24 protein-coding genes, 1 pseudogene and 1 riboswitch are annotated in these 26,107 nt (G+C 40.3%); of the genes and pseudogenes, 10 read left to right on the top strand and 15 right to left on the bottom strand.

Features of this window, described 5'->3' with window-relative positions:
• Nucleotides 1-34: 34 nt before the first annotated feature.
• Both rnt and gloA read right to left on the bottom strand, forming a co-directional pair.
• Entirely contained in the window at nt 35-694 is a 660-nt protein-coding gene (rnt, locus tag B0185_RS00365; RefSeq protein ID WP_078208080.1) for a ribonuclease T, read from the bottom strand.
• A gap of 65 nt (nt 695-759) precedes the next feature.
• Complete coding sequence (gene gloA / locus B0185_RS00360) at nt 760-1,167, bottom strand: lactoylglutathione lyase (RefSeq protein ID WP_039863410.1); 408 nt, start codon at nt 1,165-1,167, stop codon at nt 760-762.
• 81 nt (nt 1,168-1,248) lie between these two features.
• Between gloA and B0185_RS00355 the strand changes: the two genes are divergently transcribed.
• Genes B0185_RS00355 through B0185_RS00345 form a run of 3 tightly spaced genes read left to right on the top strand, consistent with a single transcriptional unit; the run spans nt 1,249 to nt 5,006 of the window.
• Nucleotides 1,249-2,070 (top strand): hypothetical protein, encoded by an 822-nt coding sequence (locus B0185_RS00355; protein WP_005707327.1) that lies wholly within the window; start codon nt 1,249-1,251, stop codon nt 2,068-2,070.
• 12 nt (nt 2,071-2,082) lie between these two features.
• The gene (locus tag B0185_RS00350; protein WP_005707370.1) at nt 2,083-4,812 is read left to right on the top strand and encodes an intermembrane phospholipid transport protein YdbH family protein; all 2,730 of its coding nucleotides are present in this window, start codon (nt 2,083-2,085) and stop codon (nt 4,810-4,812) included.
• Nucleotides 4,809-5,006 carry a YnbE family lipoprotein gene (locus B0185_RS00345; protein WP_005707364.1) on the top strand — a complete coding sequence of 66 codons (198 nt, stop codon included), beginning with the start codon at nt 4,809-4,811 and terminating at the stop codon, nt 5,004-5,006. The genes B0185_RS00350 and B0185_RS00345 overlap by 4 nt, the downstream gene beginning before the upstream one ends.
• Nucleotides 5,007-5,039: 33 nt before the next feature.
• Here the strand turns inward: B0185_RS00345 and ribH are convergent, their stop codons facing one another.
• The 11 genes from ribH to B0185_RS00290 form a co-directional block, all read right to left on the bottom strand.
• Nucleotides 5,040-5,501, bottom strand: coding sequence for a 6,7-dimethyl-8-ribityllumazine synthase (gene ribH, locus B0185_RS00340; RefSeq protein ID WP_005707357.1), 462 nt, complete (start codon nt 5,499-5,501; stop codon nt 5,040-5,042).
• 149 nt (nt 5,502-5,650) lie between these two features.
• Complete coding sequence (locus B0185_RS00335) at nt 5,651-6,850, bottom strand: bifunctional 3,4-dihydroxy-2-butanone-4-phosphate synthase/GTP cyclohydrolase II (protein ID WP_005707311.1); 1,200 nt, start codon at nt 6,848-6,850, stop codon at nt 5,651-5,653.
• A 26-nt stretch (nt 6,851-6,876) separates the two neighbouring features.
• Nucleotides 6,877-7,419, bottom strand: a complete 543-nt coding sequence (locus B0185_RS00330; RefSeq protein WP_005707386.1) for a cysteine hydrolase family protein — start codon at nt 7,417-7,419, stop codon at nt 6,877-6,879.
• A 9-nt stretch (nt 7,420-7,428) separates the two neighbouring features.
• Nucleotides 7,429-8,076, bottom strand: a complete 648-nt coding sequence (gene ribE / locus B0185_RS00325) for a riboflavin synthase (protein WP_005707374.1) — start codon at nt 8,074-8,076, stop codon at nt 7,429-7,431.
• Nucleotides 8,076-9,161: a bifunctional diaminohydroxyphosphoribosylaminopyrimidine deaminase/5-amino-6-(5-phosphoribosylamino)uracil reductase RibD gene (gene ribD / locus B0185_RS00320; protein ID WP_005707290.1), complete on the bottom strand. Its 1,086-nt coding sequence runs from the start codon at nt 9,159-9,161 to the stop codon at nt 8,076-8,078. Before ribD ends, ribE begins: the two co-directional genes overlap by 1 nt.
• 182 nt (nt 9,162-9,343) lie before the next feature.
• Nucleotides 9,344-9,467: riboswitch (FMN riboswitch) on the bottom strand.
• A 169-nt stretch (nt 9,468-9,636) separates the two neighbouring features.
• Nucleotides 9,637-10,737: a histidinol-phosphate transaminase gene (gene hisC / locus B0185_RS00315; protein WP_005707361.1), complete on the bottom strand. Its 1,101-nt coding sequence runs from the start codon at nt 10,735-10,737 to the stop codon at nt 9,637-9,639.
• An 87-nt stretch (nt 10,738-10,824) separates the two neighbouring features.
• Complete coding sequence (locus B0185_RS00310; RefSeq protein ID WP_005707274.1) at nt 10,825-11,859, bottom strand: peptide ABC transporter ATP-binding protein; 1,035 nt, start codon at nt 11,857-11,859, stop codon at nt 10,825-10,827.
• A gap of 20 nt (nt 11,860-11,879) precedes the next feature.
• Nucleotides 11,880-12,788: an ABC transporter permease subunit gene (locus B0185_RS00305; protein ID WP_005707362.1), complete on the bottom strand. Its 909-nt coding sequence runs from the start codon at nt 12,786-12,788 to the stop codon at nt 11,880-11,882.
• A complete protein-coding gene (locus tag B0185_RS00300) occupies nt 12,785-13,747 on the bottom strand; it encodes an ABC transporter permease subunit (RefSeq protein WP_005707318.1) in 963 nt (320 codons plus the stop codon). Before B0185_RS00300 ends, B0185_RS00305 begins: the two co-directional genes overlap by 4 nt.
• A gap of 12 nt (nt 13,748-13,759) precedes the next feature.
• Nucleotides 13,760-15,442 (bottom strand): ABC transporter substrate-binding protein, encoded by a 1,683-nt coding sequence (locus B0185_RS00295; protein WP_005707336.1) that lies wholly within the window; start codon nt 15,440-15,442, stop codon nt 13,760-13,762.
• An 8-nt stretch (nt 15,443-15,450) separates the two neighbouring features.
• Complete coding sequence (locus tag B0185_RS00290; RefSeq protein ID WP_005707323.1) at nt 15,451-16,410, bottom strand: sigma 54-interacting transcriptional regulator; 960 nt, start codon at nt 16,408-16,410, stop codon at nt 15,451-15,453.
• Nucleotides 16,411-16,604: 194 nt separating this feature from the next.
• Between B0185_RS00290 and lpcA the strand changes: the two genes are divergently transcribed.
• From lpcA to B0185_RS00270, 4 genes are all read left to right on the top strand, one after another.
• Nucleotides 16,605-17,189, top strand: a complete 585-nt coding sequence (gene lpcA / locus B0185_RS00285; protein WP_005707372.1) for a D-sedoheptulose 7-phosphate isomerase — start codon at nt 16,605-16,607, stop codon at nt 17,187-17,189.
• A 220-nt stretch (nt 17,190-17,409) separates the two neighbouring features.
• Nucleotides 17,410-18,279: a DMT family transporter gene (locus B0185_RS00280; protein WP_005707340.1), complete on the top strand. Its 870-nt coding sequence runs from the start codon at nt 17,410-17,412 to the stop codon at nt 18,277-18,279.
• A 6-nt stretch (nt 18,280-18,285) separates the two neighbouring features.
• Nucleotides 18,286-20,130 carry an ATP-binding protein gene (locus tag B0185_RS00275; RefSeq protein WP_005707381.1) on the top strand — a complete coding sequence of 615 codons (1,845 nt, stop codon included), beginning with the start codon at nt 18,286-18,288 and terminating at the stop codon, nt 20,128-20,130.
• A gap of 229 nt (nt 20,131-20,359) precedes the next feature.
• The gene (locus B0185_RS00270) at nt 20,360-20,851 is read left to right on the top strand and encodes a dihydrofolate reductase (protein ID WP_005707354.1); all 492 of its coding nucleotides are present in this window, start codon (nt 20,360-20,362) and stop codon (nt 20,849-20,851) included.
• 37 nt (nt 20,852-20,888) lie between these two features.
• Here B0185_RS00270 and trpCF read toward each other — a convergent pair whose 3' ends face one another.
• Nucleotides 20,889-22,301, bottom strand: a complete 1,413-nt coding sequence (gene trpCF, locus B0185_RS00265) for a bifunctional indole-3-glycerol-phosphate synthase TrpC/phosphoribosylanthranilate isomerase TrpF (RefSeq protein WP_005707366.1) — start codon at nt 22,299-22,301, stop codon at nt 20,889-20,891.
• A gap of 116 nt (nt 22,302-22,417) precedes the next feature.
• Between trpCF and B0185_RS00260 the strand changes: the two genes are divergently transcribed.
• The gene (locus B0185_RS00260) at nt 22,418-22,729 is read left to right on the top strand and encodes a YqcC family protein (protein WP_039863411.1); all 312 of its coding nucleotides are present in this window, start codon (nt 22,418-22,420) and stop codon (nt 22,727-22,729) included.
• A gap of 1 nt (nt 22,730) precedes the next feature.
• The gene (gene truC / locus B0185_RS00255) at nt 22,731-23,456 is read left to right on the top strand and encodes a tRNA pseudouridine(65) synthase TruC (protein WP_005707341.1); all 726 of its coding nucleotides are present in this window, start codon (nt 22,731-22,733) and stop codon (nt 23,454-23,456) included.
• Nucleotides 23,457-23,758: 302 nt separating this feature from the next.
• Here truC and B0185_RS00250 read toward each other — a convergent pair whose 3' ends face one another.
• Nucleotides 23,759-24,463: a phage integrase Arm DNA-binding domain-containing protein gene (locus B0185_RS00250; RefSeq protein WP_005707358.1), complete on the bottom strand. Its 705-nt coding sequence runs from the start codon at nt 24,461-24,463 to the stop codon at nt 23,759-23,761.
• Between the two features lie 174 nt (nt 24,464-24,637).
• Between B0185_RS00250 and B0185_RS00245 the strand changes: the two are divergent.
• Nucleotides 24,638-26,033: pseudogene (locus tag B0185_RS00245) on the top strand (basic amino acid/polyamine antiporter).
• Nucleotides 26,034-26,107 lie beyond the last annotated feature (74 nt).

Raw genomic sequence — 26,107 nt, 5'->3', positions numbered from 1 at the left:
AAAGAGGAGATAAAGTAACTTATCTCCTTTTGCTCTAATCATGGCTAATTGATGCTACTTTTGTAGTAGGAAACCCACCTAAATCCTTCAATCTATTGACCATTTTACAAAACAACTCAGTGGTTTTTTCAGTGTCATATAACGCTGAATGTGCCTGCTTGCCATCGAAGCTAATTTGTGCTTCTTTACATGCTTTAACTAAAACAGTTTGCCCATACATAAAACCTGCAAGTGTTGCGGTATCAAACATCGCAAACGGATGGAATGGGTCGCGTTTGGCGTTAATACGTTTAACTGCCGCTTGCAAAAATCCTTGGTCAAACGCAGCATTGTGTGCCACGATTACCGCCCTCTGACAACCTTGCTCTTTCATTGCTTTACGAACCATTTTAAACATTTCAGGAATAGCAATTACCTCTGGCACAGCACCACGTTCAGGATTATCAATATCAATACCATTTACCTTTAGAGATTCAGGATTAATATTTGCACCTTCAAAAGGTTGAATATGGTAGTGACATTTTTGATCTTCGACTAAATAGCCGTTTTCATCCATTTTTACTGTTATTGCGGCAAGTTCTAACAGTGCATCTGTTTGTGCATTGAGCCCTGCAGTTTCAACATCAATAATTACGGGTAAATAGCCCCGGAAACGGTTTTTAATTAAATTGTAATCAGTCATTTGTTCCATAATGCACATCATATAAAAACTAAAAAAGGCACAAGCGAACTTGTGCCTCATTATTCATTATTAAAAAATTAATTTCCTAATGCATCTTGAGTTTGTTTATTTTCGATAAACTCAATTTTGTAACCATCTGGATCTTCTGCAAATGCAATCACGGTTTTACCACCTAAAACAGGGCCAGGTTCACGAGTGATTTTCCCTCCCGCCACGCGAATAGACTCAATGGTTTCATAAATGTTATCTACGCCTAGTGCAATATGTCCATAAGCCGTGCCTAAGTCGTAGCTTTCTACACCCCAGTTATAAGTCAATTCAATTTCAGCACTTTCAGGATCATTTTCATAACCAACAAATGCTAACGTATATTTATATTCCGTATTTTCACTCGTACGGAGTAATTTCATCCCTAATACTTCTGTATAGAATTTAATTGAACGTTCTAAGTCACCTACACGTAACATAGTATGTAAAATTTTCATCATATTAACCCCCTTAATCATTAAAAAAGCTTGAGTATTATGGCATAATTTCAGTATAAAGTCATTTTTAAAATTTATGCTATGTCTCACGATCACAATTCTCAAAAAAAATATGAAATTGCAATACACGCATTACTCCCGCTGGTGACAATGCTTTTTGTACAAATGTTGCTAAATTACACCACAGCTCCTGCCAATATGATTTTTATCTCACCTTATTTATTGGCATTTTTGGTAGCCATTGTTATCAGTATTTTTGTGCTTTGGAAAGGACAAATCTGCCCAGGGCAAGCGGGGCGATTGCTTTTTGTCTTTAAATTTTTCCTCATTTTTGCAGTGGGAAATCTAGCCTATTCGATTGCCTTCACGCCTAAACACATCCCTATGGCGATGGTATCAATTGCCGCTATTCTCATTTCGTTAATCTATTGGAATGTCAGCAATACCGAACGTCTAGCCAATGCAGTCGCTTACGGTTGTTTTACCATTTGTGGCTTGGCGATTGTGCAATATTTAGTAATTTATTGGGTAGAAATCCCTTCTTTATTCAACGGCATTCGTGCCAATAATTTTGCTCAATTATTGCTGGGCATTTTATTGGCGGGTTGGTATTTAATGCTTGCCAAAAGCCGTTTAGACGGTTTCTTTAAGTTACTCGTGCAACTTGCCCTGCTTATGCTCATTTTGAACTATGTTTGGGTTGCTTTTGTACTTTATCAACAGCTTCAAATGATGCCTGAAATGTCTCTTGTGCCTTATCTTATCTACTTCGGCATTCAGTTTGTGATTTTTGCGATTTTAGCTTGGTTACTACTTGGTAAAGGCGATAAGCAGATCAAAAATCCGCTTGGCTGGTCAGCTGCACTTGCCTTGGCGATGCTGTATCCCTTCACCAATATTTAACCGCTTGTGACAATGTTAAAACGCCTAGCAATTGGTTTGATGGCAATGATGGCTCTGCTCATGGTGAGTGGAGCACTTTTCATTTCTAGCCCTGTTTTTTTCAGCTCCGTGAATCGTTTTATGCCTGAAGGTTGGACAATTCAGCGCCTCGAACGAAATTTTTCACTGGAAAACCAATCAGTGCTGTTGCCCGCTTTTTCGGTGAATTTTCAAACTTGCTCGGTGGTAGAGATCGCCCCGATTCAATTCCATTGGCTATCGCCTAAAATGGTTTCAAGCGAAAAAGTCACGCTTGACTATCAATGCTTGCGGGATTTACCCTCTTCAGAAAGTCAAACCCGCGAATTTTCGCTTGCTCCTATTTTGGCGTTAATGCCAGAGATGATGCTAGAAGTGAACCAAATTGCGTGGAAAAATCTCCCCGAAACACTTTTGCCTAGAATTAAACAATTGCTTACTGAACCCGCTCAACTTAAAGCAAGCTATTTAAACGGCACGTTATCCGCAGAACTCGATCAGCAAGCGGTCAAATTCGACGGAAAACTTGCCGATCTCGTTTTTACGGGCAACCTGTCTTACCAGCCAAGTGAAACAGAAAAACACAATCTCTTTTTTACCACTCAACTTAATGAAAACTTACTTGATTTACCTAGCAAGTTTGAGGGCGATTATCACTGGGCTTATCCATCGAATTTCGTTGAAGATCCAATTTTGAGAGAAGGCAGCGCTCTATTAAATTGGTCACCCAACGAAGAAAATGCCTTGGTTGGCACAGCACAAGTCAGCTTTGAAAAAGAACCGAAAAACACCCTTAACTTGCCATTTAAATTCGATTTTAAATCGCTTTACGTTTATCAGGGGAAATTCAACTGGGAATGGCTGCCTGATTTTCCGCTCAACGGCTCAACTACCGCCACTTTTACGCCAAAATCGATTATGCAAGGCAAGATTTTTCCGCTTGAAACCGAATTTCGTTTAAACCTGTTCTCACACGATAAAAATACGCTTAGCCTTGCAACGACGAAAGGCATTATCAAAGATCAAGAGACTTTTGAGTTACCTTTCACGCTGTCTGGCAATGTAAAATATAACAGTTTTATTCTTACTAGCCTTTCAACCATTTATGCAAATGAAAAGGGGATGAGATTCTCGCCGAAGTCAGTCTTTAATATCATTAGCGGTAAAGAGCGTTTTATTACTATTAACGAACTCAAGATTCCACTTGGCGATATTGAGTTTAACCGCTATGGCGTGACTGGGCGTTTTCAAGCCAATTTTAAAGGTGAAACACCTGATTTTAGGGGGATTGAACTCAATTTAGACGGTTCTGCAAAAAATTTTAAAATGGGCTTTTTAGACTATTTTGATGATTTTAACGGCAAGCAGAATGGGCAAGATATCTGGCAATGGCAGCTCAATGGCAAAGCACATTTGAACGCATTAAACAGCCAAATTGACTTGCAGGGTCGCGGGCAGTGGCACGCAGATTTAGTGCAAATTGATCAGTTAGATGGTCTATTGGCGGATGTCAAGAAACCCTCAATGGTACTAGAAAAAACGCAACTATCATTGAATAAACCGATCAAATTTAATACTGAAAAATGGACGTTAGACGGAGAGGCTAAACTTAAAAGCCCCGCATTGCGTTTTGATTATGGTGGAAAACTCACCAACACGGAGGCAATGTTAAATATTAATGGCGAAATTGAGAAACTCAATTTTAAAGGCAAGTTACAAGCGGGCAAAATTGGGCCAATTTTTGTTAATGGGCATCGAGAGTTAACTGAACAGACACAAAGCAGTCTTTTCCACGGCAAACTGACTTGGAAAGCACAGCCTGCTGATGTGTTTCAGCCACTCATTCCTGAGCATACGGATTGGATTATCAAAAATGGAACAGTGTCTGGCAATACGGTGTTTAGCACAAAACCAACAGGCGGCATCAATGCAAGCGGTCAAATTTCGATAAAAAATGGCGGTATTTCGATGCCGAAAGGCGAGATTAACGGCATTGAGTTTACCTTGCCTTATCAACTTAACGATACGCAACTAAAATTTGGGCGGAACAAACCAATTGCAGTCAATATTGATGAAGTGAATGTTGGCTTGCCAATTCGTAATATTCGCGTGAATGTATCGGGCTATTATCCTTACAGCCGAAATCAACCGCTCAATTTAAATAAGCTCACAATGAATTTGTTAGATGGCGAATTGAAAGTGGAATCTTTTGCTCTGCCACAAGGCAAACCCGCATATCTGGAGTTAGAACATATTCGTTTTGAATCAATTTTAGAGGTAGCACAATACCAACAGATTGATTTACGCGGACGGGCAAGTGCTCGCTTGCCTTTCTGGCTAAATGGCTTACCTTGCTATATCTGCAATGGCGAACTTCAGCAAGAATCACCTTCAACGCTTAAAATGTCTAAAGAGATTATGGATGCAATTACAAAAAGTAGCGGATATTCCGAGCAGATTCTGGTCTATTTATTAAATGATACAACCATTAACGAACTCAAAAGTCGCCTTCATTTAACAAAATCGGGCGATTTAACACTCAAATCCCAACTAAAAATGAAGTTAAATCAACAAGCAAATGCCCGCTTGAATTTTAATTACAATCATAAAGAAAACTTGTTTCAGCTCTGGCATTTGATCAATACAGGTTCTTATGTGGAACAGGATATTGAAAATCGCCTTTATCAGAAACTAGATAATCAGAAATTGGATAACCTAAAATGAGAATATTTACCCTAATTGCATTTGCAAGCATTCCGCTTTTTTTAACCGCTTGCACCCCCAAAATTCAACTGGAGACCCCCAAAGAAGGGATTACCATCAATATGAATGTAGTAGTGGATCATAAAATTGAAGTGAAGATGGACGAGAGATCGAGAGCGATAATTAGCTCAGTTGAGGATAAAGAAAGTAAATAAGCCTTGTTAGAGATAAACAAGGCTTATATTTGATTAAAGTGCTCTTAACACATTTACCATTTCTACCGCACCTAAAGCACATTCAGCCCCTTTATTGCCTGCTTTTGTGCCTGCACGCTCAATCGCTTGCTCAATGCTTTCAGTGGTTAATACGCCAAACATTACTGGCACGCCAGTTTGTAATGCCACTGCACCAATGCCTTTTGCTGCTTCGTTACAAACGTAGTCGTAGTGAGTAGTTGAGCCACGGATTACTGTACCTAAACAGATTACCGCATCGTATTTGCCGCTTTCTGCCATTTTTTTCGCCACCAGTGGAATTTCAAACGCACCTGGCACCCACACGGTGTCGATGTCTTCTTCTGCAGCACCGTGACGCACTAGTGCATCTATCGCACCGCTTAATAATTTGTCATTGATGAAATCGTTGAAACGAGCCGTTACAATACCGAATTTAATGCCCGTTGCCACTAAGTTGCCTGTAATTTTTGCCATTTAGAAGTTCCTTGTTGAAATAAAAATTAAACTATTTTTAGAATACGTGAATTGGAGAATCCACACCTCACTTTGTAAAATATATCGGAAACTATACCGCTTGCGTGCATGAATTTTTTAAACTCATACCCCCTACATTTTTTCGCTCATTAAAAATTAAACATATGTCCCATTTTGACTTGTTTAACCTTCAAATAATCAATATCGTTTTTATTCGGTTCTACGATAATTGGTTCACGAGCGACAATGTTCATCCCTTGCTCTTTTAGACCTTCGATTTTCGCTGGATTATTAGTTAATAAGCGAAGAGATTTTACGCCAAGATTCTGTAGCATTTGTGCACCAATATAGTATTCTCGCTCATCTTCTTTAAAACCTAATGCCACATTCGCTTCAACCGTGTCCATACCTTTATCTTGCAATTCGTAGGCTCGCAGTTTGTTGATTAAACCAATGCCTCGTCCTTCTTGGCGAAGATAAAGTACCACGCCTCGCCCTTCTTTTTCGATTTGGGTCATAGCTGCAGCGAATTGTTGCCCGCAATCGCAGCGTTGTGAGCCAAACGCATCGCCAGTTAAACATTCTGAGTGAATGCGGGTAAGCACGTTTTCTCCATCGGCAATATCGCCTTTCACCAAGGCAACATGTTCTTTGCCCGAAATAATTTCCACAAAGCTATGTGCTATAAATTCGCCATATTTGGTTGGCATTTTTACCACAGAAACTTGTTTGACCAAACAGTCGTGTTTACGGCGATATTCTTGCAGCTGGGCAATGGTAATAAATGGCATATTGTGTTTAGTTGCGAATTTTTGCAGATCAGGCATTGTCATCATTGTGCCATCTTCAGCCATAATTTCGCAGCATAAGCCCGCAGGTTTTAGCCCCGCTAAACGTGCTAAATCTACAGTCGCCTCGGTGTGACCATTGCGAACCAATACGCCTCCATCTTTCGCAATAAGCGGGAACATATGCCCAGGACGACGAAAATCGGTCGCTTTCGCATTATCGTCCATCATTTTTAACACGGTTAATGAACGATCAAAGGCAGAAATGCCTGTGCCAGTATCAATGTGGTCAATTGCCACTGTGAAAGCAGTTTCGTGATTGTCGGTATTTTTGGTCACCATCGGGTGCAAGTCTAATTTGTTGGCTAATTCTTGCGAAATTGGCATACAAATCAAGCCCTTACCGTGCGTTGCCATAAAGTTGATATTTTCAGGTGTTGCAAACTCTGCCGCACAGATAAAATCGCCTTCATTTTCGCGATCTTCATCATCTGTTACTAAAATAATTTTACCTTCAGCTATCGCTTTGAGGGCTTCTTCTACGGTTGAAAATTGGAACATAATCTTTCTCTCTTTTTAATCTAGCGTTAAACCACGCTATCAATCAATTCTTGGGTGGATAAAATCAACGCAAATTCTTCGTTTAATGTTGCAATGTTGATTTTATGAACTTGATCAGCATAAATTTCTTCACCATCTGGCATTTTTAATGGGAAGGAAGCGGTCGCATTTTCAATCAGTTTTACCAAAAAGCCGTAATTGGCTGCCGTTCTGGTCGTGGTAGAAACACAATGCGGTAAAGTTAACCCCGCAATCGCCAACTCCGTAATGCCTTGGTTTTTCAAATAATCTAGCAACGCCGTGCCAATAAATGCACTATTTACCTTTTTCTGAAAAACAGGTTCATTGGCTAATGGTTCAAACCCAGCTTGAAATGCCTGCGTTTCACCTTGATAAAACAGCGAATTTGGGTTATCTGAAACGTGCTGAATATGAATAATCTTTCGTTTTTTTACACGAAAATGTTGCAACAATCGCAACATATTTTGCTCTGCATTCGGATTGTTCCGCTTACCCCATTTAGGGTCGAAAAAGGCATTTTGCACATCAATCAACATCAAGGCTTGCATTTTGTTTCCTTAAAACCCTGCATTTTTTAGAAAATCGACCGTTAATTGGCGTGGTGGATTTTCAGGTTCTTTTTTCAGTAAAAACTGCTCAATATATTTGCCGACAATATCGTTTTCCAAGTTCACAAGGCTGCCGATTTTTTTCGTGCCTAAATTGGTCTCTGCAATGGTGTGCGGAATAATTGACACGCGGAATGAAGTTTCATCGGTATCCACCACCGTAAGGCTGATGCCATCAATGGTAATCGAGCCTTTTTCGATAATATAACGCATCAATTTGGGGGCAGCTTTAATGCGATACCACGTCGAATTATGTGCAGGTTTAATTTCCACCACTTCGCCTGTGCCGTCAATATGCCCTGAAACGATATGTCCACCAAAACGTCCATTTGCTGCCATCGCGCGCTCTAAATTCACAGGACTGCTCGGTTTTAGCTCGCCAAGTGAAGTGCGTTTTAAAGTTTCCGACATTACGTCTGCGGTAAATTGGTTTTCCGTAAATGAAGTGACGGTTAAACACACACCGTTTACCGCGATACTGTCGCCTAAATGCACGTCTTGAAGCACTTTGCTGGCTTGAATAGTCACGACCGCAAATTCGCCTTGTTTGTTGATTTGCGTAATTTTTCCCACTTCTTCGATAATGCCTGTAAACATCATTCCACCTCATAATCAATCAAAATATCTTCCCCAACCATTTCCATTGAAACTAGCTTCAACTTCACGGCTTGGGATAAATCACCAATACCTTCTCCACCAATCGGCGTTTTCGCCTGTTTACCGCCGACCAATTTCGGGGCGATGTAACAATGCACACGGTTTACCACACCACTTTCTAAAGCGCTGAAATTAAGGATGGAACCGCCTTCAATCAAAAGACTGTCGATCTGCATTTCGCCGAGCTTTTGCAAAAGATCGTCTAAATCCACCCGCTTGTTTCTGGCTTTGCAAACCATCACATCCACTCCAAGCGGTCGATATTGCTCAATCTTTTGCAAATCCTCACAAACTGTCGCAATTACTGTACGGTATTCCTTGGCGGTTTGCACTAATTGGCAATCTAGCGGAGTGCGTAATTGGCTATCGCACACTATGCGAACAGGCTGTTTCGCATTCGGTATTCGGGCATTCAGCATCGGATTATCGGCTAACACGGTTTCCACACCGACCATAATCGCACTATATTGGTGGCGGGTTTGTTGCACTTTGGTACGAGCCGTTTCGCCTGTAATCCATTTGGATTCGCCCGTACTGGTTGCGATTTTGCCATCAGCCGTCATCGCATATTTCAACAATACATAAGGGCGCTTGGTTTGAATATAGTGGAAAAAAATTGGGTTAAGTTTATCGCACTCTTCACGCATAAAATCTTCTACCACTTCTATGCCTGCTGCACGCAATTGTTTAGCCCCTTTGCCAGAGACCAACGGATTTGGATCACGAGAGCCGATAAAGACTTTTTTAATGCCATGTTCAATCAATAAATCAGAACAAGGTGGTGTGCGACCATGATGACAACAAGGCTCAAGGGTCACATAAGCTGTCGCACCACTAAGGTCAGTATCACTATTTAAAATCGCATTTCGCTCAGCGTGCCAGCCCCCGATTTTTTCGTGGTAGCCTTCGGCAACAATTTTACCATTTTTGACAATCACACACCCCACCAGTGGGTTTGGACTTGTCCAGCCTCTGCCCTGTTCGGCAAGGCTGATGGCTCGTTGCATATAGTTTGCGTCAGTCATATATTCTAATTTTATAAAATAGATTTCTAAGGGGTGTTACATACCCCCTCTTTATTCAAGGCTGGATTAGGCGTGTACAACACGTCCAAAAATGCTAGATAGAAATGAAAAAACCTCGAAATCTTTCGATCTCAAGGCTTGCAAAAAAGACATAGAAAACCACCGCTTACACGGGTTATTTTTACGCTCTTCTTCCATCCAGACTATACTGTCGGTACTGGAATTTCACCAGTTCCTGCTAAGTGTTTTGCTTAGCTCGCGGACTTTACCGCCGATCGGGAATTTCACCCTGCCCTGAAGATTTATAAATTGCTAAGAATTTTGCTCGCCTTTTCTCCAAATGTCAAGGTTTTGCGATTATACATTCGACTATTGGTTTAATAAATAACACAATCGCCTTTAGCAGTTTAACCGCAATATTTAAAAATAAACATTAGCAACAATTTAGCCCATTATACAGACCAAAAGCCTATGATCATTTCAAATTTAACACTTTTACCAATGCCTCAAACAAGCGATCATTTTCTGCAGGTAATCCGATACTAATTCGCAAATGATTTGGCATGCCATAACCTGCAATTGGGCGAACAATTACCCCTTCACGTAATAAAGCATCATAAATTGGTTGAGCGACTTGTTTGAAATCGATAGTAATGAAATTCCCTTTTGATGGGATATATTCCAAACCATATTGCTGACAGAACGCCTCATAACGTTGCATTTCCAAGCGGTTGTTTTCTGCTACCTTTTCGACAAATGCATCATCATTCATTACAGCAACGGCAGAAGCTAATGCGAGGCTATTGCAGTTAAATGGCTGGCGAACACGGTTAAGTAAATCCGCAATTTCAGGGTTTGATACTGCATAACCGATTCGCAAGCCTGCTAATCCATACGCTTTAGAAAGTGAGCGAGAAATAATCAAGTTCGGATATTTTTGTAATAATCCAAAGGAATCCACCCGCTCTTCTGTCTTAGTGAATTCGGTATAGGCTTCATCTAGTACTATAATGATATGACTTGGTACTTTCTCTAAGAAAGCATCAATTTCCTCTTCAGTTAAGAAATTACCTGTTGGGTTATTTGGATTCGCAATAAAAATAAGCTTGGTTTTATCATTGATGGCTGCTTCAAAAGCATTCAAATCATGTCCCCAATTTTTAGCAGGAATTTCACGTGCTACAGCGTTAATCGCTTTAGTAACAAGCGGGTAAACAATGAACGCATATTGCGAATAGATAATCTCATCACACTCGCTAGCAAAGGTATGGGCTAAAAGTTCAAGCAAGTCATTCGAACCATTGCCAAGAGTGATTTGATTAGGTTGCACGCCAAATTTTTTCGATACCGCGGCTTTAAGCTCAAAACCATTAGCATCTGGATAACGAGTAAGTTGGTCAAGTTGGTTAATAATCGCCTGTTTCGCACTTTCTGGAAAGCCAAACGGGTTTTCATTAGAAGCTAATTTGATGATATTGGTAATACCCAGTTCACGTTCCAACTCTTCTATTGGCTTACCTGCTTGATATGGAGAAAGGGATTTCACGCCTTCGTTTGCGATGTTGATGTATTGCATTTTATGTCCTTAATTATTAAGTTATTTTATGAGATATGAAACTTGTAGTTTAGCCTAATTTTTATAATATACAATTAGAGCGAGTATTTATTCCCTCTCCGCCACCACAACAGGCTCAAACTCAGCCTTTCGATTTACGTTTACTTCTCTAAAGTTAATCGGGAAATAGCAAGCAAATTCGCGTTGTTTAAACTTTTTAAGCGGTGGTTTTTGAATACATTTTTTCTGAGCAAAAGGGCAACGTGGCCCTAAACGACAGCCGATTGGCATCTCTTGTAGCATAGGAATACTGCCTTTGAGCGTGTTCAAATGGCTTTTGCTCACAAGCGGGTGCGAGAAATCAGGAATACTGTTGAGCAACGCTGATGTATAAGGATGTAAAGGCTTAGTAAGAATATCCTCTTTATCGCCAATTTCTACCGTCTGTCCGCAATAGAGCACGTTAAACGAATCTACCCACGGAGCGATATTTTTCATATCGCTGCTCACCAGCAAAATAGAGGTGCCTAGGTTTTTATTCATACTGGAAAGCAAGCGGTAGATTTGTAGCTGCGTTGTTGCTTCCATCGTATTGGTCGGCTCGTCTGCCACCAATAATCGCGGCTGGTTGGCAATTGCCATTGCAATCATGACTTTTTGTGCTTCACCTTCGGTAATATCACTTGGGTAGCTTCGCATAATATCTTTATGATCGCGAATTCCCACACGGTGCAGCAGCTCAATCGCTCTTTTCTTTTTCCAACCAAACCATTGCCACCATTTACCTTTAAATTGCACGGTTTTAATCAATTGTTTGCCGATCGTTTCACTCGGATCTAAGCTTAACAACGCATCTTGAAAGACCATTGAAATCTGCTCACCCACCACTTTTCGGCGTTGTGTCACTGGTAGTTTGAGCAATTCAATATCATTAAAACGGAAGCGATCTGCAGTAACAAGCCACTCATCTTTGAGTACACCACAAATCACTTTGGCTATCAAACTTTTACCCGACCCCGATTCGCCCACCAAGCCACACACCTCACCTTCATCCAAGGTAAGGTTGATATTATCTACCATTTTAACGCGTCCGTTTGGTGTGTTGATCTCAATGCTGAGATGTCGAATATCTAAAAGTGCCATTCACTACCATCCATACACGATTAAAAATAGGAAGATGCTCGATGTTTTTTAAGCACACGGATCAAGCTGTTACTTAACAAGGTAATAATCAAAATGCTAAAGGTAATCGCAAGCCCTGGCAACACAATCGTCCACGGAGCGATGTAAACCAATTCAGCTGAATCACGGAGCATTACGCCCCACTCTGGCGTACCGCTTTTTGCCCCAAGGGCGATAAAACTCAATGCGGTAATGTCCAAAATACTAAAGATAAAATAGACTGAAATTTCTTTAATTGCCACTACAGTTAAATTAGGCAAAATCACCTCGCGAATAAGCGTTTTTTTGTTCGCACCGTCTAAGCGTAAAGTGACCGCATATTCTCGTTTTAGCTCCAATTGGGTTACCTGATAAATACGGTGGATAAAGTGCGGCAAAAGTGCCAAGAAAATCGCGAACATTGCATTTTGCAAGCTGGTTTCCATTAGTGCTGCGATAATAATCGTAATCAGCAATACGGGAATGAACGAGAAAATATCGAATAAATGACTTAGAAACGACATCGATCTTCCTTGGTTTAAGCCTACAAAAACACCAATAATACTGCCAATAACGCCAATCGCAAGACAAACCAACAGAGAAGCTCCAACCGTATAATAAAAACCTGCAATAATACGACTGAAAATATCTCGCCCTAAGTCATCTGTGCCAAAAAAGTGGCGAATTTGACCGCTTGCATCCCACGAAGGCGGTTGCAATTCCAACCCGACAAATTGTTGCTCGTAGTGATAAGGTGCGATAAATGCCCCGCCAAATACTAACACTAACAAGGCAAGAAAAAGATAGAGGCTGATAAGTGCGATTTTATCTTCGCGAAAGCTCTGCCAAAATGAACGGAAAGAGTGACTTTCGCGGAAATATTCTGGTTCTTTATTTTGTGTTGCGATCATTTCGTGTACCAATCCTTTTTCTGTGAGGGATCTAACAGCGTTTTGAGAAAACTGGTAAAGAGATCTATCAAAAGTACAAATCCGCCAATGACCACCACGCCTGCGGAAATCGCATTGTAATCTTGTTCCGCTAAAGCGTTAATCAGCCAGCGTCCAATGCCGCCCCAGCTAAAGATATTTTCAATCAACATGCCAAAGGCAAAAATTACCGTAAAATGGCGAGCAATAGTTGGAATGAGTGCAGGTAAGGAGTTACCAAGCACATGACTACGGAAGATGCGAAACGCTGACCAACCTCGTGTTTGTGCCACTTTGATATAGTTCTGTTTCATCACATAATTTGCTCGTTCTTGAGTGAATCGCATTACTTCCAAAATGGAAGGAATACCGAGCACTAGCGTTGGTAAAATTAGGTGATGTAAAGCACTCTGTATCATTTTAAGCTGATGAGGCGAATCAGTTGAGAGAATATCCAGGATACGGAAGCCTGTAAGCGGTTGAATTGCATAAATTGGATGCAAATCACCGACGGCGGCAATTTCCCAACGGTTGATGGAAGCACTATAAAGTAGCAACAACGCCAGCCAAAACACGGGCACTGAAAAGCTTAATGAACCCAACCAAGTCATCACTTTACCTAGCGTACTTTTTTGAATATACGCCACCCAAAAGCCAAGCGGTAAGCCAATTAACAGCGAAAGTAACAAAGCTGCCACGCACAACGTGATGGTTGCAGGAAACACGCTCAACACCTGCACCGTTAAAGGCTCGCCATTGATGTAACTAATTCCTAAATCTGCTTGTAATAAGCTTGCCACATAACGGAAATAACCCGTCATCACACCAATACCGTTGAGCGAGTTTAACGGATCGCGAAGCAAAATGTTGTAGCTGATCATTGAAAGGATGATAAGCGTAATCAGCGTTAATAAAAATTTTCGTAAGAGAGCAATAAGCATTGTTTTATCACTTTATTTATGATGTTTTTTTAACCGAATCTCCGACAATTTCACTTGCCCCATCGCGTTAATCGCAATGCTGCTCACGCTATCGCTTACCAACAATAAGCGTTTGGCATTCACAAGCGGTAAAATTGGCAGCTCTTGTTGCAAAATGGACTGACTGAGATGGTAGAGCATATTTTGTGTTGCTTTACTTGACGTGGTTTTAGCCAGGTTAATCAACAAATCAAAATAAGGGTTACACCAGTTTGCTAAATTGGTCACATCATGTTTAGCATCACAGGATAAAATCGGTTTTAAAAAGCCATTTAAGTCTGCATTATTAGCAAGCCACCCCGTTAAAATCAGATCGTAATCTGCCTTGCCATTTGCCAGTTGTTGTGCAATATAGGCTTGATTAACAGGAATGAGCGTGGTGAGAATCCCTTTTTGTGCAAGGTCGAAACGCAGCATTTCCGCCATTTTCATCGGATGCAAATTAAACACCCGCTTTTCATCGACCACCCAAAATTTGAGTGGTTTTTGCAAATAAGGAAGTGCGTGGCTAGTCGCGTAATCAAAAGGCACTTTACCGTATGGATCTTGCCATAACACTTCGGGTAACACTTGATCAGCGACGTGGGCTGTGCCAAAAAATAAGCTTCCAACCAAACGGTGGCGATCAACAGCTTGAACAATGGCTTGACGAAGCGTGATATTTTGCATCACTGAGCTTTGCATATTAAATGCTAAAAATGCCAAATTTGCTCCATCAGTTTCAATGTGCTGCTCGGTTGGAATTTGCGAAAGCTGGCTTGGTTCTGGAAACACGACCACATCACACTCCTTATTCAAAAATTTTGCTAATCTGCCTGTACCGTCAGAGGAAAAGTCGACCACTATATTTTCAATATGTGCTTTTTTCCCCCAATATTTTTGGTGTGGTTGCAGGCGGATATAATCCGATTGAGTCAGGCTAGTAAGCTGATACGGACCTGTTCCAACAGGCAAAAGATCAAGCTGAGGCAAGTTCTCGTCCGCATTAAGTTGCAAAGCATATTCTTTGGATAAAATTACTGCATATTGGCTCGCCAAGTGCGATAACAACGCCTGATCAGGCTCGGTAAGTGTGATTTGCACCGTGTGAGCATTAATGTCTTTTATTTGAGCAATTTTTTGCTTCAATGCAATGCTCTCAAAATAGGGATAATGCGCCAAATTCGCCTTGGTACGATATGCCATTGCTTGAGCGTGGTGAAATTCACCACTTCCGCTACTTTCACGGTTTAAGGCAGGTAAATCGCCCACGATACCCATCATTCGATTCAGCGAAAAAATTACATCTTCCGCATTGAATTTGCGGGTGGGCGTGAACCAGCGAGTATTGTGAAACGACACATTTTTGCGTAAATACAACGTGATTGTCAGCCCATCCGAACTAACATTGTAATGTTCGACGAGCATTGGTTTTAGCTGATTAGTTTTTGGATCAAGTTCAAATAGCTTATCGTAGAGCTGATCGGTCACCACATTTACGTTTGCCCCCATATCTGCCTGTTGTGGATTGAGCGAAAAGCTAGAGGCATTCGTGCAATAAATCAAACTGCTATCACGCAACTCATCTGGAATACTAGGTGCGGAATAAGCGGTCGAATTTATCCCAAGAATTGCAAAACTACAGAGAAATTGTACCGCTTGTACAAAAGATTTCATAACCCATCCTATTTGCTATTGATTCCATATGCTCGCAATTTATTAGCAATGGCAGTGTGTGAAATGCCAAGCCGTTGGGCGAGTTTCCGAGTGCTCGGATATTCAGCATAAAATTTGCGTAATAGCTCGGCTTCATATTGAGCCATCATTTCATCTAGTGTGCCTGTTTCGGGAAAATAAGTTACGATTTCAGTTGAACTTAACATCGTATTGGGTAAATTGAGATCTTTAACAGATAAACGATAGCTATGTGCTAAAGTACAAGCTCGGTAAAGCACATTGTGCAACTCACGCAGATTACCTGCCCAGCTATAGCGAGAAAGGGTATTTAAAAAGATACGATCATACTCCAATGTAGAGACACCAAGCTGGTTACTGATTTCGCTAACAAAATGCTCTACCAATAACGGTAAATCGTCCAAGCGTTCACGCAATGGCGGTAACTTAAGAGTGAGCACGTTTAAGCGGTAATATAAATCCTTTCGCACTTTGCCCTCCACCACCAACTGATTAAGTGGTTTTTGGCTAGTACAAATCACCCGAACATCCACTTTTCGCTCTTGATCTTCGCCTACACGACGAAATGAACCATCGTTCAAAAAACGTAACAGCTTCGCCTGCATTTCAAGCGAAAGCTCCGACACGGCATCAAGCAACACTGTGCCGCCATTCGCATATTCAAAAAAGCCTACACTCTCATTTTTCACTCCTCGATGACCAAACATCTCCGTTTCAGCTTCCTCTTCAGGTAACCCCGCACAATTCACTGCAATGAATTTTTGTTCTGCACGATGACTAAATTGATGGCAAGCTTTAGCAATTAAGTCTTTGCCCGTACCCGTTTCCCCCTCAATCAATAAAGGGGCATTCAGCAAGGCGAATTTTTTGGCTTGTTCGATTGCCTGTTGCATATTAGAAGATTGGGTTAAGATTTGGTCAAATGGCGTAGTGTTCTGAGTTGCGTTCATAGTGAAATCCTCAAAATTGATGGAAAGATAATACCCTGAAAATCTATTTTTGGAAAGTTTTGTTTACAGCCTAAAATAATTTAATCTACTCTTTTTATGTTTACATTCCCCAGACAATCTTCTAGACTTTGCACGCTTATTTACCTAACAAGCGGTGAATTTTTGCCGTTTTGTTGCATTTTCAAGGAATTTCTATGTATTTAGATCAAATTAAAGCAGAATTACAAGAAGCTGCCGATGTGCTTGATAAATTTATGCACGATGAGAAAAACATTCAGCTTATTCAAGATGCGGCATTGTTAATTTCAAATAGCTTCAAACAAGGTGGTAAAGTACTTTCTTGTGGTAACGGTGGTTCACACTGTGATGCAATGCACTTTGCAGAAGAATTAACTGGACGTTACCGCGAAAATCGCCCAGGTTATCCAGCCATTGCGATTTCAGACGTAAGTCATTTAAGCTGTGTCAGTAACGATTTCGGTTATGAATATGTGTTCTCTCGCTATATTGAAGCGGTCGGTCAAAAAGGCGATGTGCTTTTCGGTTTATCGACTTCAGGCAACTCTAAAAACGTCTTAAATGCAATCAAAGCCGCCAAAGAGAAAGGGATGAAAGTGATTGCAATGACAGGTAAAGATGGTGGTCAAATGGCTGGTCTTGCGGATGTAGAAATCCGTGTGCCACACTTCCGTTATGCAGACCGCACGCAAGAAATCCATATTAAAGTCATCCACATTTTAATGATGTTGATTGAGTTTGAGATGGCGAAAGAAGCGTAAGATTTTCCTTAACAAACTGAGATTGTAAAAAATCTACACATTTTAGGAGAGCATAATTCATAGAATATTAATGAGTTATGCTTTTTCTTTAGAAAAAATATTGCAGAAAATAAATTACAAAAAATATGACAGATCCGACCGCTTAACTCACTTTTTTCATAAAAAATAGATTAAAATCGCAAAATTCAATTTTATAGAAATTAACGAAAAAGGAGATTTTATGTTATTTCTTATCCTTGCCGTATTTTGTAGCGTTGCAGTTTCAGTGCTATTAAAAGTGGCTCGCTCTAAACAAATTGTGATTGAACAGGCAATTGCCTTTAACTATATTACGGCAATTTCACTTTGCTATTTCTTACTTCAACCTGATTTCAAAGGCTTAGGATTCACAGAATTTTTCCTTGAAAGCGAAGCACAACCGATTTTCCTTTCATTGGGTATATTGTTACCTTCTGTGTTTGTGTTTATGTCCAAGGCAGTCGAATACGCTGGGATTGTTCGTGCAGATGCTGCACAGCGTTTAGCGTTATTCTTGCAAATCATTGCTGCCGTTTTCCTCTTTCATGAAGAGTTAAGCCATTTACGCATTGTGGGCGTGGTCATTGCTTTCCTTGCGTTATTCTGCTTACTTTCTAAACCCACTAAAGAGATGGGCAACGCAGGCAAAGCGGTGCTTTTCTTAGGGTTAGTTTGGCTGGGTTACGGCACAATCGGCATTTTATTCAAACAGATCGCGAAAATGGGTGGGGCATTCCCAACTACGCTCTTTATCTCGTTTGTACTCGCAGGTGCGATTATGTTTATCTATCTCATGCTTAAACGCACACAATGGAACGTGCCAAGTTTCTTAGGCGGCATTTTGCTAGGCGTGTTGAACTTCTTTAATATTCTTTTCTACATCAAAGCACACCAACATATGAGCGACAGCCCAACCATCGTATTTGCAGGAATGGATCTCGGTGTCATCTGTTTAGGTGCACTCACAGGGGCATTTATCTTTAAAGAGAAAATCAGCAAGTTGAATGCTGTTGGTATTGGCTTGGGCGTGATTGCAATTTTATGTATGTACGCAGAGAAATTGTTTGGTTAATACATAATGGGTATCTTCAAAAAGTGTAGCGAAAACTACGTAAACTGGGTTATTAAGCTTGGCAAAATTCGTTCGGCTATTTTGGGTTTTGTCGTGCTTGCTGTTTCGGCTATTTTGCTACAATTTTTTCTTGATTATCTATTTCTAGGCGAGGTACTCGCCATTGATATTCTTCGTTCGGTACTCTTTGGGCTGATCTCAGCCCCTTTTGTGCTCTATTTTTTCAACGTTATCGTGGAAAAATTAGAAAAATCACGGATTAAATTAGAACAAAATGTGTTTGAATTAGGGCGTTTACGTGAGCAAGATTTTGTGCTGAATAAACGTCTTGAAAAGAATAGCCAAGATAAAACGCAGTTGATGGCAACCATTAGCCACGAGCTTCGTACACCGCTAAACGGCATCATTGGGCTTAGCCGTATTTTACTTGATGGAGGATTGAACGCTGAGCAACAGAGGGAGTATCTAAAAACGATCAATATGAGTGCGATGTCGCTGAGCAATATTTTTAGCGATATTATTGACCTCGAAAAAATCGACAGTAAACGCATTGAGTTGTTTAACAAGCCTGTTGAAATGATGCAAATCATCCATGATATCAACCATTTTGCTCAGTTGATGGCGGGTAAGAAAGCGATTCAATTTGAGTTGAATTATGCAAAAAACTTGCCTGAATTTATTTTGACTGACAATGCTCGCCTCAGCCAAATTCTTTGGAATTTGCTCAGCAATGCAGTGAAATTTACCCCTGAAGGTGGCTCAATTCGCTTAAATATTGAAAGCCACTCGCCCGAATATTTGCAATTTAGTGTGCAAGATACAGGATTTGGCATTGCAGCGAGCGAGCAAGAAAAGATCTTCCAGATGTTCTACCAATCGGAAAATTCTAACGGATACAAAGCACAAGGCAGTGGGATTGGCTTAGCGGTTTCAAAACAGATTGCCCAGTTAATGCAAGGCGATCTTACCGTACAGAGTGAGTTGGGCAAGGGCTCAACGTTTACACTTTTCATCAAAGCGGAAGAAGTGGTGAACGATCTGCAAATTCAAACTGCCGATTTAGGCTTGGAGGTTTTGCTAGTTGAAGATGTGGAAGTGAATGTTATCGTTGCTAAAACGATGCTTGAAAAATTTGGATGTAAAGTAGATGTCGCAATGACACGAGCAGAAGCTTTCCAAAAATTTGAGCACAATAGCTATGATTTAATTTTACTTGATATTCAACTGCCAGATACAACAGGCACTGCAATTGCACAAGAGTTACTTCGCCGTTATAAAGCTGAAGAGCTTGATTACTTGCCTCTGATGATCGCTTTAACGGCCAATATTATGCAGACCAAAGCTGATTACCAACAGCAAGGCATGGATGATGTGCTCCGCAAGCCCCTTTCATTGGAATCACTTTCAACCTGCTTGCACGAACATTTTGGCGATATGATTTTGCCAATTACTGCCGAAAATCCACCGCTTGTTGATGTCCCTTCTTTACCTTATAACCCACAAATGGTTCAGGAGCTGTTAAGTGTAATGGGAAAACAAGGTGTTTTAGATAATCTTGTGCTATTCGAGCAATTGATACCTAACTATTTAAAAGAACTGAACGATAATTTTGCTCGTTGGCAACAAGATAATTCATCAGAAAATCGTAAAAAAGTGGCGGATCAAGCACATAAAATCAAAGGGGCATTTGCTTCTGTGGGGCTAAATCGCTTACAAGAAATTGCCCAGTTAGCACAAACTGATGATGGGGAGCACTGGGAGAATCAGATAGAAAATTGGATAAAGCAAATCCAGAAAGAGTGGAAAGATAATTTACAAGAATTGAAATGGACAATTGAAAAAAACGATTGATTTCTTTGCTTATTTTTACTACCAAATCACCCATTCCTTCTTTTTAAAGAGGGGATTTTATCGTAGTACATTTAAATTTTATCTTTTTACTTCAACACCTAAAAATGAAAATGAGCCAGATAAATTTTATTTCATAAAGAATAATTCCCCTCTTTAGCAAAAAAAGGTAGGGAAAATTTTGCAGAATAGAATCCAACCTCATATATAAATGTTTACATCAGAGAAAAATATGAAAACCAGTATTATTGTTGCACGAACTCTAAACCACGTTATCGGTAAAGATAACACTATGCCGTGGCATTTACCTGTTGATTTAGCGTGGTTCCGTCAAAATACCATCGGTAAGCCCGTGATTATGGGACGAAAAACCTACGAATCTATCGGAAGATTACTGCCAAAACGCCCGAATATTATTCTTTCTCGTTCAGGCTTTGAGGCTGAAGGAGCTTATTCTGCTTCTAACCTTGCACAAGCGATGGAATTAGCCAAAACATTTGCAAATGTAGATGAAATTATGATTATTGGTGGCGGAGAGTTGTTCAAGCAAGCCTTGCCCCAAGCGGATACGCTCTATCTCACGGAAATTCAAGCCAACATCGAGGGGGACACATTTTTTGAATTTAATGCGGAGAACTGGGCATTGCAATCAGAACAATATTCAGATATTGATATGCAAAATCCATATCAATGTCGGTTTATGATTTGGAAGAAAGTGGATTAGCCAAATACAAGAAAGCCCCAACCTAGGGGCTTTATTTTCAACCTTTTTTTATCTTCTCAAAACAAGCGGTCAATTTCGTAAAATCTTTTACACCTTTACTACTTTCCACGCCTGAATTTAAATCTACCCCCAAACAGCCTTGTTGAAGTGCCTGTTCAATATTCTCTGGACTAATACCGCCAGCGAGTAACGATTTTACTTTAATGTTTTCTGGAATAAGCGACCAATCAAAAACCTTGCCCGTGCCGCCTTGTTGATTGCCTGATTTGCTGTCGAGCACAAAACGGTCGATTTGCGAGTTATCATCAATGACCACATTGTCGGCATTCAAATCAATAGAAATTGCTTTCCAAATTTGGATTGTGCCTGCCAGACGCTGATGTAGTTCGTTGATGTAATCTTCATCTTCATTTCCGTGCAGTTGCACTGCAAAGAGTTCTAATTGTTTTGCTATTTTTTCGACAAAATCGACCGCTTGATTTTGGAATACACCTACATAGCGAAGGGGAGCATTCACGACCAACTCTTGAGCTTGACGAAGCGAGAGTTGGCGTGGTGAACCTTCGGCAAAAATTAACCCACCATAAAGCCCGCCCAATTCATACACAGCTTTGACATCTTGCGGTCGGGTTAATCCACACACTTTGTTTTCGCCAAAAATAATCGCACGCACTGCATTGTTCAAATCCTCACTTCCCATCAAACTACTACCGATTAAAAAAGCATGCGCATAAGGCTGAATTTGTTGCACTTGGCGGTGGTTGTACACGCCAGATTCAGAGATTAAACGAACGTCAGCAGGAATGCGGTCGCGGTATTTTTCCACCAAACGCACAATGCGGTTCATATCAATGGTGAGTGTGTGTAAATAGCGGTTGTTCACGCCAATGATTTTTGCCCCTAGTGTTAAGGCTCTTTCGAACTCTTCTTCTGTGCTAGTTTCCGTCAGCACGCCCATTCCCAATGAGTGAGCAAGATTGGCAAGCTCAGTGTAAGTAGCATCATCAACCACAGAGAGCATCAATAAAATCGCATCTGCATTAAAATAGCGAGCAAGGTAAACTTGATATGCCGAGATCATAAAATCTTTGCATAAAATCGGCTGTGTAGTTTGCTGTTTAACTTGGTTGATGTAGCGAAAATCACCTTGGAAATATTGTTCATCGGTAAGTACTGAAATGGCAGAGGCGTAGTGTTTATAGATATTTGCGATCGCATCTAAATCGAACTCGGCACGGATTAATCCTTTAGATGGTGAAGCTTTTTTGCATTCCAAAATATAAGCGGGCTGATTGTGTGAACCTTTTGCTAATTCAGCATAAAAATGGCGATCGCTTGGTTTGATATGTGGAAGAATTTGCTCAAGGGATAATTCTTTTTGTTTATTTTCTACCCAAATTGCTTTATCTTGCACAATTTTTTGAAGAATAGTTGGTTGGTTGGTTTGCATATTTACCTTCTGTTGCTCGTCTTAATTGGATTTTTACAAAAAGTTTACTCTAAGCTGTCTAAAATAGGAAGAAAATAGACTAAAATACTATTATTTAATGCAATAGATTTTTGATGATGAAAACCAAAATTAGACAACATTTAACCGATTTACAAATCGCAATGCGAACCCACGAAGTTTGGGAAACTACTCCGCCTTCTGCGGAAGCTTTAGCAAATCCGCAGCCTTTCTGTATTGAAACGCTCACACCAACGCAATGGCTACAATGGATTTTTATCCCACGTATGCATGCCCTATTAGATAGCAATGCGGACTTACCACGCAATTTTTCCATTACGCCTTATTTAGAAGAAGCCTTAAAAGAAGAGGGCTACTTAAAGGCAATTCACTCACCCGTCTTGCAAATTGAGTTGCTGTTAAAAGATTGATATGGAATTAGAGATTTTATATCGCGATGAGGAGCTAATTGCGATTAACAAGCCTGCAGGAATGTTGGTGCATCGAAGTTGGTTAGACAAAGCCGAAACGGTATTTGCGATGCAAACCTTGCGGGATCAAATTGGTCAGCACGTTTTCCCTCTGCACCGTTTAGATCGCCCTACTTCGGGCGTGTTGCTGTTTGCCTTGAATAGCGAAATGGCGAAAATAATGTGTGAATTATTTGAAAATCATCAAATGGAAAAAGGTTATTTGGCGGTGGTTCGAGGTTATTTGCAAGGACAAGCGAGAGTGGACTATCCGCTCAAAGTGATTTTAGATAAAGTGGCGGATAAATTTTCTCAAGAAAAGGAAGCACAAGAAGCGATAACCGACTATCAAGGTTTAGCAACGGTGGAAATGCCATATCCTGTGGGTAAACATCAAACCGCACGTTATTCATTGGTCGAACTTTTCCCGCAAACAGGGCGAAAACATCAGCTAAGACGCCACTTGAAGCATCTTTTTCACCCGATTATGGGGGATACTAAATATGGCGATTTGCATCAAAACCGTGCCTTAGGCGAACATTCTGGCGTAAACCGACTGATGTTACATTCTCATTTTTTGCATTTTATTCACCCAAAAACTTCGCAAAAAATTACCATAAAAGCACCGCTTGATGAACAATGGAAAATGCTTTTTCAGTTCTTTGATTGGAATTTTCCTGATTTTTAATTAGACAAAAAAAACAAAGATCTAGTAATACCAACGGAGTAGAGCCGTTTTCCGTTCCGAAACTATTGCGTATTTTAGCGTTTTTTGTAGTAGAAAAATCAATAAGTTACAAAATAGTTTCGGAACACTTTTTCTGATTTTAGTTGCATAATGATTCTATTTTTTTAAGTAGTAGTTCTGGGTAATATGTAATACACCATTATAAATATGGGAACGGTGTATTTTGCAGATGTCGATAGGACGTTGTCCGATGAGGTACATAATCTGCAAAATATCTTGCATTTGTCCATCAGCACACTCTATCAATTTCTCCAGTAGGTAATCTTCAATGTAAACATCTCTGAATTTAACTGGATATTTTTTACGCCTTGTGATGGGCTGGTTAACTTGGTATATCCCCATTCACGGGCTTTGTTCCAAATGTGGCTCAATAATCCTACTTCGTTGTTGGCTGAAGGTGGGTTGTTTTTTCTCCATTGTAGATACTGACTGATGTGTTTTGGCTCGATTTTTTCTAAGGCAACAGGTGGATTACCGAAAAATCGGCAAAGCCATTTAATAGCGGTGTGATTAGCAAGTTGTGTGCTTTTGCTTTTTGTGGGCACGACTTCCAATTCATACCGTTTAGCGACATCAATAAATAGCACGATTTCAGAAACTTGGTGGGATGCCATGTTGAGCTTGGCGGCTTCAAGGACGGCGTGATATTTATCTGAACCGAGTGATTTTTCTTTGCCATTAGCAAGGATGTAGTAAAAGTATTCGACAATTTGACCGCTTGCCCGTTTGCGTCTGCGACAGAGTAGGTTTGGGGGCAAGCCTTGGTTTTGTCTTTTGTGGTGTAATACCGCTAATCCATGAGTGCCTGAATATTTGTATTGTGCAATCCAACATCTAACGCTTTTTGCCGCTAAGTTGAAATGCTTCAATGTGAAAGCAAGGTTTTCGTGATGTTCGAAATAGAAATTCACGACTTGTTGTTTGAAAAGTTGATTGTATTTATTCATAAAAAATCTGCACCTTAGTGAGTTGATTGTTTAGTCCAACTTTTGGGGTGCAGATCAAATATCTAAGAGCCGTTGATAATTCATTTCATTTTTTATGATTAGAGGATTTCCTCTTTTTGTGATAGATTATGCAAATTTTTTGAATAATTAACAAAATAAATAAAAGGGCATTTTATGTCAAAAAGCAAAATCGGGTTAGTATCACTTACTGCACTAGTGCTGAGTTCAATGATTGGTTCGGGTATTTTTAGCCTACCACAAAATATGGCTGCAGTTGCAAGTGCGGAAGCTTTGCTCACAGGTTGGGCTATCACAGGTTTGGGGATTCTTTTCCTTGGACTCTCTTTTTTCTTTCTCTCCCGATTGCGTCCTGATTTAGATGGCGGTATTTATACCTATGCCCGTGAAGGCTTTGGCGATTTTATCGGCGGACTTGCAGCATGGGGCTACTGGCTCTGTACATCTATTGGCAGCGTAAGTTATCTTGTTGTAGCATTTAGTGGCTTTGGACTCTTTTTGGATAGCGAGCAATTTACTCTCTTTGGAGATGGCACTTCGCTGATGTCGATTTTATCTGCCTCTTTGGTAGTGTGGTTGATCCATATTTTGATCGCAAAGGGCGTAAAAGAAGCCGCCTATGTGAATTTGATTGCAACGATCGTTAAAGTACTTCCATTAATTGTTTTTATTGTATTAGCGATAATCTTTTTCTCTCCAACTCAATTTATGCAAGATTTCCACGGCGAAAGTTTGCAAATGCCGCTATTAGATCAAATCAAAAGCACAATGCTCATTACCCTTTGGGTTTTTGTGGGCGTGGAAGGTGCAAACGGTTCTTTCCGCTCACGCGAAAAAGAAAAACGATGTGGGTATTGCGACTATCCTCGGCATTTTAATCGCCCTGATTCTTTATGTAGCGATTACTGCTCTTTCACTTGGTATTTTGCCGCGTGAAGTGATTGCTGCTATGCCGAATCCTTCAATGACGGGCATTATGGAGCATATGATCGGCACAAGCGGTAAAATTTTGATTACTTTTTGCTTAATTGTATCTGTACTTGCATCTTATATGAGCTGGACAATGTTTTCAGCAGAAGTGATGTATCAAGCATCTAAAACACAAGTATTCCCACGTTTTTTGAATAAAAAGAATGAAAATGACACACCAATTAGCTCACTCTGGTTTACTAACATCGTTATTCAAATTATCTTGGTGCTCGTTTTTTTTACCAGCAAAGGGTATGATGTGCTCATTCAGTTAGCAACCACAATGATTCTAGTACCTTATTTTTTAGTCGGTACTTATTTACTTCGTCTCGCATTTAAAATTGGGGCTGTTTGGTATATCAAGCTAACAGGAATTATTGCAACCCTTTACGGTTTCTGGTTAGTTTACGCTGCTGGAATGGAGTATTTGCTCTTTTCGGTGATTTTATACACACCTGGGGCAATTCTCTTTTTCTACACACGTTATCAGAAAACGGGTAAATTTGATTTTTCACGTAATGAAACGGTTGCTCTTGGTTGTACCATTCTTTTATCCATTGGCTCTATTTATGCCTTTTTGTAGTACGCTTTTATAAGATGAAATATCTCACCCTAATCTTTAATTTCTTGGTTTCGATTTCTCAAAATACTCGCCAC

The sequence above is a fragment of the Haemophilus parahaemolyticus genome, from assembly GCF_002015035.1.
Taxonomy (GTDB): domain Bacteria; phylum Pseudomonadota; class Gammaproteobacteria; order Enterobacterales; family Pasteurellaceae; genus Haemophilus_A; species Haemophilus_A parahaemolyticus.
The sequence above is the reverse complement of the archived record's forward strand: the minus strand, read 5'-3'. Positions and strand labels throughout refer to the sequence as shown.